The organism is Cyanobium sp. LEGE 06143 (assembly GCF_015207535.1).
Taxonomy (GTDB): domain Bacteria; phylum Cyanobacteriota; class Cyanobacteriia; order PCC-6307; family Cyanobiaceae; genus NIES-981.
This window is the reverse complement of sequence record NZ_JADEWP010000136.1, coordinates 1-6,979: the sequence shown is the minus strand read 5'-3', so window position 1 is coordinate 6,979 and position 6,979 is coordinate 1. Positions and strand designations below refer to the sequence as shown.

Below are 6,979 nucleotides of genomic sequence, written 5' to 3'. Positions count from 1 at the left end.
GCTGAAGCAGCGTTCGATCCGCTCCACCAGCAGCCCGCCCCGCCCCTCCAGGGCAAATCCCCCAGCGCATTGCAGCGGCTCGCCAGTGGCCACGTAGGCGGTGATGGCCGCTTCGTCCAGGGCGGCGAACTGCACCCGCGTGGTCACCACCGACTGCAGCGGCGGCCCCTGCGGGGCCGTGAGGCAGTGACCGGTGTGCAGCTCCGCCCACTGGCCGCTCATGCGGCGCCAGCGGGCGGCGGCTTGCTCGGCATCGCGGGGCTTACCGAAGGTCTCTCCGGCGAACACCAGCACCGAATCACAGCCCAGCACCCCGCACCACGCCGGCAGAGCTGTGGGGGCAGCCTTCCCCAGCTCAGCCGCCAGCTCCACCGCCAGCTTTTCCGCCACTGCTTCGGCCTTCGCCTGGGCCAGCTGGCGCACCAACTGCCGGGCATCGGCATGGGCAAACGCCTCCTCGTCCACCCCACTCACCTGCACCCGGTGGGGGAGGCCCGCCTGCTGCAAGAGGCGGCGACGGGCCGGGGAGGCGGAGGCAAGCACCAGCATCTGGGCCGTCAGGTCAGGGAGAATCGCCCTATGAAAGGACAGCCTCACCTCCAGGCCCGCTCCTGGGCCCGGGCCTCCCAGGCGATGCGCTGCCTGCCGTTCCGCCGCACGTTCTATGAGCTGGTGGGCGCCACACCGCTCAGCAGCAGTGCCTTCTGCCGCCGGGCCGATGCCGGCCAGCACTGCAGCTGCAGCCTGGGCAGCGAACGGGTGGAGGCCCACTGGATCTGGCTGATCCAGGTGGGGGTGCTGCGCCGGGAGGTGGATGGCCAGGGACTCACCGAGCGGGTGCGTCTCACGCCGATGGGGCGCGACCTGCTGGAGCAGTGGCCGGGCGCCATTCCCGAGGCGTCCCTGCTGGAGCGGCTGCAGCACCAGCTGCGGCGCAGCCGGCCGCGCCTGTGAGGGATCCGGCCCTCGCGCCCAGCCCCCTGATGGTGCTGGGCACCAGCAGCGGCGCCGGCAAGTCGCTGATGACGGCCGCCCTCTGCCGGGTGCTGCGCCGCCACGGTGAGCAGCCGCTGCCCTTCAAGGGTCAGAACATGAGCAACAACGCCTGGGTGGATGGCGGCGGCGGTGAGATGGCCTACTCCCAGGCGCTGCAGGCCTGGGCGGCGGGGCTGGAGCCCCACTGCAGCATGAATCCCGTGCTGCTCAAGCCCCAGGGCGACAGCACCAGCGAGGTGATCCACCTGGGCCGCTCGGTGGGCACGGCCCGGGCCGAGCACTACTACCGCGACTGGTTTCGCCCCGGCTGGGCCGCCATCCGGGAGGGGCTGGACGCGCTGCAGACCAGCCATCCCGGCGGCCGGCTGGTGCTGGAGGGGGCCGGCAGCCCCGTGGAGGTGAACCTGCAGGCCCGCGACCTCACGAACCTGCGGCTGGCCCAGTTCCTGCGGGCCCGCTGCCTGCTGGTGGCGGACATCGAACGGGGCGGGGTGTTTGCCCAGCTGGTGGGCACCCTGCAGCTACTCACGCCGGTGCAGCGTCCCTTGATCCGGGGGCTGCTGATCAACCGCTTTCGGGGCCGGCGCGAACTCTTTGACGCCGGCAGAACCTGGCTGCAGGAGCACACCGGCGTGCCCGTGCTGGGGGTGATGCCCTGGCTGGATGAGCTGTTTCCCCCGGAAGACTCCCTCGATCTGCTGGAGCGTCGCGGTAGCAAGGGCCGGGCCGAGCTGGAGATCGCCGTGCTGCGGCTGCCCTCGCTCAGCAACTTCTCCGACCTCGACCCCCTTGAGGCCGAGCCCAGCCTGCAACTGCGCTGGATCCGGCCCGGCGAGGAGCTCGGCCAGCCCGATGCCGTGATCCTGCCGGGCAGCAAGCAGACCCTGCGGGACCTGGCGGCCCTGCAGGATCACGGCTGGGGGGAGAGGCTGGCGGCCTACGTGAGCAGCGGCGGCCACCTGTTCGGCCTCTGCGGCGGTCTGCAGATGCTGGGACGGCAGCTGGGCGATCCGCGCGGCCTGGAGGGCGAGGCGATCCGGGGCGGTGGGGCAGAGCAGGCGGGTCTTGGCCTGCTGCCGCTGCGCACCGTCTATGGCGCCAGCAAGGCCCTGCGCCAGCGGCACTGCCCGGCCCTGTGGCCGCCAGGATCACCGCTGGAGCTGCGCGGCTTCGAGCTTCACCGCGGCCACACCGAGCTGCTGGGCGGCGGTCTGGCAGGCGACGGGTCAGAGCGCGCGGCCGCCACCGCTCCGCTGGCCGCTGAGGCCGGCCTGGGATGGTGGCGGCCGATCGGTGAGCGGGGCGGCAGCGTGGCGGGCACCTACCTGCACGGGGTGTTCGACAGCGGTGCCTGGCGGCGACGCTGGCTCAACCAGCTGCGCCATCGCCGAGGACTCCCCCTGCTGAGCGAACATCAGAGCGACCATGCCCAGCAACGCGACGCCCTGCTCGATCGCCTGGCCGATGCCTTCGAGGCCCACGTGAACCTCGCCCCCTTGCTTCACCCCTGATGAGTGCCACTCCGGTTCGCCTGCACTGGCCCAACGGCCACACCAGCCAGGTGGCCAGCGGCAGCTCCTGGCTGGTGGCGGCMGAGCAGGCCGGCGTGACCATCCCCACCGGCTGCCTGGGGGGAAGCTGCGGCGCCTGCGAAATCGAGGTGAACGGCCGGGTGGTGCGGGCCTGCATCGCCACGGTGCCCCCCAGCCGCACGGGCTCGCTCACGGTGGAACTGGCCAGCGATCCCTACTGGTGAGGAGAGGGCTGGCGAAGAGAGGGCTGGTGAGGCGAGCTCAGTTGGGGGAAGCCTGGATCAGCCCGCCACCGAGCAGCACGTCACCGGCATAGAACACCGCGGCCTGGCCCGGGGTGATGGAGAACTGCTCCTCGGCGAAACGCAGCTGCACCCGGTAAGGCCGGCCCGCTGCCCCATCGGCCTCGGTGGGTTCCAGGGGGGTGAGCAGGGCCGGCTCCGGGGCGCTGCGATAGCGCACCTGCACCTCCACCTCCAGCGGTTGCTGGGGCGGCTCGATCGACACCCAGTTCACCGCGCCCACCACACAGTCGGGGCGGGCCGCCTCGGAGCGGGGTGCCACCACCACCCGGTTCATGGCGCCATCGAGACGCACCACATGCAGCGGCTCGCTCCAGGCCACCCCCAGCCCCTTGCGCTGGCCGATGGTGAAGTGCTCCAGGCCATCGTGGTGGCCCAGCACCCGGCCGTCTCCCAGCACGATCTCGCCCTGGCGCGGCGGCAGGTAGGCATCCAGGAAGGCCCGCATCGAGCCATGGTGGTCGGCCAGGCAGAGGTCCTGGCTCTCGGGCTTGGCGGCGGTGCGCAGGCCGTGATGCTCGGCCTCCAGGCGGGTGTCGGGTTTGGTGAGTTCACCGAGGGGAAACACCAGCCGGCAGAGCACCTCTTGGGGCAGGTCGTAGAGGAAGTAGCTCTGGTCCTTGTGGCGATCCAGACCGCGCAGCAGCTGGTCACGGCCGCCACCGCTGGCCGGGCGGACGCGGGCGTAGTGGCCCGTGGCCAGGCGCTCCAGGCCGCGCTGCTCCCGGGCCCAGGCGAGCATCGGGCCGAACTTCACCTCGCGGTTGCAGCGGGAGCAGGGCAGGGGCGTCACCCCGGCGGCATAGCCCTCCACCAGAAAGTCAACGATCTGGGCCCGGAACTGCTCGCGGGAATCCACCACATGGTGGGGCACCCCCAGCTGCTCACAGAGGCCGGCGGCATCCACCAGCCCCTCGGCGCAGCAGGCCCCCTTGCCGCTCATCAGCCACAGGGTGAGCCCCTCCACCTGCCAGCCCGCCTCCACCAGCAGGGCCGCGGTGAGGGAGCTGTCCACCCCGCCGGAGAGCCCCACAGCAACGCGATGCTCGCCGGGCCAGGCCCGCAGGCGCTCCAGGGCCTGGGCACCGGCTGGAGTGGCAGCAGGGGCGGAGCTCAGCAAGGCGGGGCGAAAGGCGACATTGCTCCCATCATGAAGCGGCGCCCCATCGCCTGCCGTGACCCCCAGCCCCACCCCCTGGCCGGCCCGCGACGCCGAGCACCTGCTGGTGAGCGGCGCCCAGATGGCCGCCGTGGAAACCAGGCTGTTCGAGAGCGGCCTGCCGGTGGAGGCACTGATGGAGAAGGCCGGCCTGGCCCTCAGCCAGCGGCTGCTGGGAGCTCACGGCCCCCGGTTGAGGGCCTGCGGGGCCCTGGTGCTGGTGGGGCCTGGCCACAGCGGCGGTGATGGGCTGGTGGTGGCCCGGGAGCTCCACCTGGCCGGCATCGCCGTGCAGCTGTGGTGCCCCTTTGAGCGCTGCAAACCCCTCACCGCCACCCACCGCCGCCATGCCCACTGGCTTGGCATCCCCACCCTGGCCGGTCCACCAGATCCCGCCGCGGCCAGCCTCTGGATTGAGGCCCTGCTGGGCCTCAACCAGAGCCGGCCCCCAGGCGCCGCGCTCGAAACCCTGCTGGAGCATCGGCAGCAGCAGGCCCCTGGGGGTCTGGTGGCCCTGGATGTGCCCACCGGACTGTGCAGCGACACGGGGCGCTGCCTCGGTGCCGTGGCAGCGAAGGCCATCCACACCTGCACCGTGGGGCTGATCAAGCAGGGCCTGGCGCAGGATGCGGCCCTGGCCTGGGTGGGCCGGCTGGAGCGCATCGACCTGGGGCTGGCCCGCCAGGCCCTGGACTCCCTGCCCGCCAGCCCGCCGCTGCTGCTGGCTGCCGCCGACCTGAGCACCGCGCCCTGGCCCCGGATCGAAACGGCGGCGAGCAAGTACGGCCGGGGCCGGCTGCTGCTGCTGGCCGGCAGTGCCCGCTTCCAGGGCGCCGCGCACCTGGCGGTGGCGGGGGCCAGTGCCAGCGGCTGCGCCAGTGTGCGGCTGGCCGGAGCCGCCGGCGTGGGGGGGCAGCTGGTGGCCAGGGCGCCGCATGTGGTGGTGAGCGCGGAGCTGGCCTGCGACCCGGCGGGGCACCTCTGCCTGGCCGACCTTCCCGCCACCACTCTTGAACGGCTCGATGCCCTGCTGCTGGGGCCGGGGCTGGGGGGCCAGCCGCAGCCTGCCCTCGGCGCAGGGCGTGAGCTGGAGGTGTGGGAGCGGCTGCAACGCTTGCCCGGCCTGCTGGTGCTCGATGCCGACGGCCTCAACCGTCTGGCCCTGGCGGTGGCCCCAGGCCTGGGCTGCAGCGCGGCGGCCTGGCTGGGTCATCGCCAGGGCCCCACCTGGCTCACCCCGCATGGGGCGGAGTTCGAGCGCCTCTTCCCCCAGTGGGCAGAGCTGCCGCCCCTGGAGGCCGCCGGCCGGGCCGCCGGCGAGGCGGGCGTGGGCCTGGTGCTGAAGGGAGCCCGCAGCGTGGTGGCCGCCCCTGATGGGCGCCGCTGGCAGCTGGGGGAAGCCGAACCCCGCGCGGCCCGCGCCGGCCTCGGGGACGTGCTGGCGGGCTACTGCGCCGGGCTGGGCGCCCAGGCCATCGCCGCCTGCGGCCAGGCCGATCCAGCCGTGCTGGCGGCAGCGGCCCTGGCCCACGCCCAGGCGGGTCTGAGGGTGCGCGCAGGCGCTGGCCCCGGCCACTGCACACCGATGGCGATCGCCTCAGCCCTGGCGGGCCTCGATCCGGCGCCAGGCGGCCAGGACGAACCCTCCTGGGCAGCAGCAGAAACCTGACGGTGTGAGTTCGACCACAACAACCGTGTGCTTTTGCAAGCAAAACCTAAAGGGTTACTGAAATGACACCGGATCCCCCCATTTGGCGTGGATAGTCTTATTCCTCGACTGGCCGTCCTGATGAACGCCACCACCCAAAGGGCCAGTGATCACAGCCGCAGACGCAGCAGTGATCCGATCAGTTGGTATCTCGCCAGCATCGGCCGGGAACCCCTGCTGACGCCGGCCGAGGAGATCGAGCTGGGCAATCAGGTGCAGGTGTTGATGCGGCTCCTGGAGAGCGATTCCGCCAGCTATTCCGACCACGACAAAAAGCTGGTGCGGGTGGGCCAGCGCTCCAAGCAACGCATGATGAAGGCGAATCTTCGCCTCGTGGTGAGCGTGGCCAAGAAATACCAGGGCAAGGGTCTGGAGCTGCTCGATCTGATTCAGGAGGGATCCCTCGGCCTGGAGCGCGCCGTCGAGAAGTTCGATCCCACCCGCGGATACAAATTTTCCACCTATGCCTTCTGGTGGATTCGCCAGAGCATGACCCGGGCGATCGCCTGCCAGTCACGCACGATCCGCCTGCCGGTGCACCTCAGCGAGCGGCTGAGCGCGATCCGCAAGGTGAGCCTGGAGCTGGCCCACAAGCTCGGAGCCATGCCCAGCCGCCAGGAGATCGCCGAGGCCATGGCCATGCCCCTCGATGAGCTCGATGGCCTGTTGCGCCAGTCCCTCACCACCTCCAGTCTGGATGCGCCGGTGAACGGCGATGAGGGCAGGAGTTTCCTGGGCGACCTGATCGCCGACTCCAGCGAGGAGGAGCCCCTGGACAGGGTCGAGCGAGGCCTCAACCAGGAGCAGCTCCAGCAGTGGTTGAACCAGCTGGGCGAGCAGGAGCGCCACGTACTGCAGCTGCGGTTCGGGCTGGAGGGCTGCGAACGTCACACCCTGGCGGAGATCGGCCGTCAACTGGATGTGTCGCGCGAGCGGGTGCGCCAGGTGGAACTCAAGGCCCTGCGCAAGCTGCGCAATCTCACCCGCCGCACCCCCAGCAGCCTCTAGAACAGCCCTTCACGCCTGGCTGAACCGGCAGGGTGCATCCGCCACTCGTCTATCACCCCGCCTACTCGGCCCCCCTGGCCAGCGACCATCGCTTTCCGATGGCCAAGTTCAGGCTGCTGTTCGAGCGCCTGCAGACCCTGGACCTGGCGCCGGCCGCCAACCTGCATCAACCGCTGCCCATCCCGCGCCGCTGCCTGGAGCTGGTGCATCCCCGGCCCTATCACCAGGCCTTCAGCCGCGCTGAGCTCCCCAGAGCCGACCAACGCCGCATCGG

Annotated in this window: 7 protein-coding genes and 1 pseudogene; 6 read left to right on the top strand and 2 right to left on the bottom strand. The window is 71.5% G+C overall.

Going from position 1 to position 6,979, the window contains the following annotated elements; genetic code table 11:
• On the bottom strand, positions 1-549 hold a 549-nt coding region (locus IQ216_RS10010), incomplete at its 3' end, for a nucleoside triphosphate pyrophosphatase (RefSeq protein WP_193815355.1).
• Between the two features lie 30 nt (positions 550-579).
• Here IQ216_RS10010 and IQ216_RS10005 point away from each other — a divergent pair.
• Genes IQ216_RS10005 through IQ216_RS09995 form a run of 3 tightly spaced genes read left to right on the top strand, consistent with a single transcriptional unit; the run spans position 580 to position 2,752 of the window.
• Positions 580-954: an Npun_F0494 family protein gene (locus tag IQ216_RS10005; protein WP_193815354.1), complete on the top strand. Its 375-nt coding sequence runs from the start codon at positions 580-582 to the stop codon at positions 952-954.
• 29 nt (positions 955-983) lie between these two features.
• Complete coding sequence (locus IQ216_RS10000; RefSeq protein WP_193815353.1) at positions 984-2,507, top strand: cobyric acid synthase; 1,524 nt, start codon at positions 984-986, stop codon at positions 2,505-2,507.
• Positions 2,507-2,752: a 2Fe-2S iron-sulfur cluster-binding protein gene (locus IQ216_RS09995; RefSeq protein ID WP_186699055.1), complete on the top strand. Its 246-nt coding sequence runs from the start codon at positions 2,507-2,509 to the stop codon at positions 2,750-2,752. Before IQ216_RS10000 ends, IQ216_RS09995 begins: the two co-directional genes overlap by 1 nt.
• A 37-nt stretch (positions 2,753-2,789) precedes the next feature.
• On the opposite strand, the gene mnmA is transcribed toward IQ216_RS09995, so the two are convergent.
• Complete coding sequence (mnmA, locus tag IQ216_RS09990) at positions 2,790-3,947, bottom strand: tRNA 2-thiouridine(34) synthase MnmA (RefSeq protein WP_193815356.1); 1,158 nt, start codon at positions 3,945-3,947, stop codon at positions 2,790-2,792.
• 58 nt (positions 3,948-4,005) lie between these two features.
• On the opposite strand from mnmA, the gene IQ216_RS09985 reads away from it, so the two are divergent.
• The 3 genes and pseudogenes from IQ216_RS09985 to IQ216_RS09975 all read left to right on the top strand — a co-directional run.
• The gene (locus tag IQ216_RS09985) at positions 4,006-5,658 is read left to right on the top strand and encodes an NAD(P)H-hydrate epimerase (protein WP_370566696.1); all 1,653 of its coding nucleotides are present in this window, start codon (positions 4,006-4,008) and stop codon (positions 5,656-5,658) included.
• A gap of 120 nt (positions 5,659-5,778) precedes the next feature.
• Entirely contained in the window at positions 5,779-6,705 is a 927-nt protein-coding gene (locus IQ216_RS09980) for a sigma-70 family RNA polymerase sigma factor (RefSeq protein WP_193815352.1), read from the top strand.
• Between the two features lie 32 nt (positions 6,706-6,737).
• Positions 6,738-6,979: pseudogene (locus IQ216_RS09975) on the top strand (histone deacetylase); the annotation flags it as partial.

Bases quoted from the DNA above. Each gene is read 5' to 3' on its own strand.
- IQ216_RS10005 (WP_193815354.1), top strand. From the start codon at position 580: ATGAAAGGACAGCCTCACCTCCAGGCCCGCTCCTGGGCCCGGGCCTCC.
- IQ216_RS10000 (WP_193815353.1), top strand. From the start codon at position 984: ATGGTGCTGGGCACCAGCAGCGGCGCCGGCAAGTCGCTGATGACGGCC.
- IQ216_RS09980 (WP_193815352.1), top strand. From the start codon at position 5,779: ATGAACGCCACCACCCAAAGGGCCAGTGATCACAGCCGCAGACGCAGC.